Source organism: Oleiphilus sp. HI0125 (genome assembly GCF_001635355.1).
In genome coordinates this window covers 1-711 of sequence record NZ_LWGF01001362.1, presented here as the reverse complement: position 1 = coordinate 711, position 711 = coordinate 1, and the positions used below count along the sequence as shown (strand labels likewise).

Here is a 711-nt window from a genome sequence, read left to right as displayed (position 1 = left end):
ATCGCGACATTTGAAGATGATGCTGGTGCATACGATCAGAAAGATGCAGATGGCTTTATCAAGCTAAATGCGCTTCGTTTGCGTATCGCCGCAGGCAAAGGTCGTGATTTGTCGTAAGTGATCTAAATGTCTGTCTTGAAAGTTAGAAGCTAAGACAGACTTTGAAAATAAAGAGCCCAGTCCCGAAAGGAACTGGGCTTTTTTCATTAGCTGATCAAGATGAGTTAGGAAATTAAACAAAATATGAGCGAATACAAAATTATCACGCAAGAGAGAGAGCATGGCTATGTGATACAAGGTAGCGATGTTTGTTTTGAGATTGCTATTGCATCAGAGGCGGGCGTAAGAAAAGTCTCTTCGGTATCTGCGTATGTAAATGCTGAGGACGATGATGCTGTCGACATTAACCGAGACGATGCGCTTAAGGTTGCTCAATTCGTGAAACAAATAGATCCAGATTTAATCCTGGGCGAATTAGTTCGCGGTGGATGGGATCAGCCAGAAAACGAACATTCAGAATTAGGCTGGTGGCAAACGGCTTAAGGGAGGCTCTGAGTTAATTCTGGGTGTTTGGAGTTGGGCAGAAACGGTCTGTCTCTGCACCGTCATTCCGTACACAGAAGCGTGCACTAAAGTTTTTCTGGGATAAAGTCAGGCTAATTCTTTTTTCCTGTCGGTGGCAACCCACAGCGCCTTAAGACCTTTGTTTCG

1 protein-coding gene is annotated in these 711 nt (G+C 44.2%); it reads left to right on the top strand.

Going from position 1 to position 711, the window contains the following annotated elements:
- Nucleotides 1–243: 243 nt before the first annotated feature.
- A complete protein-coding gene (locus A3762_RS23345; RefSeq protein ID WP_068479329.1) occupies nt 244–543 on the top strand; it encodes a hypothetical protein in 300 nt (99 codons plus the stop codon).
- The last annotated feature ends 168 nt before the right edge of the window (nt 544–711 follow it).

Coding starts and splice junctions, on each gene's coding strand:
- A3762_RS23345 (WP_068479329.1), top strand. CDS start 244: ATGAGCGAATACAAAATTATCACGCAAGAGAGAGAGCATGGCTATGTG.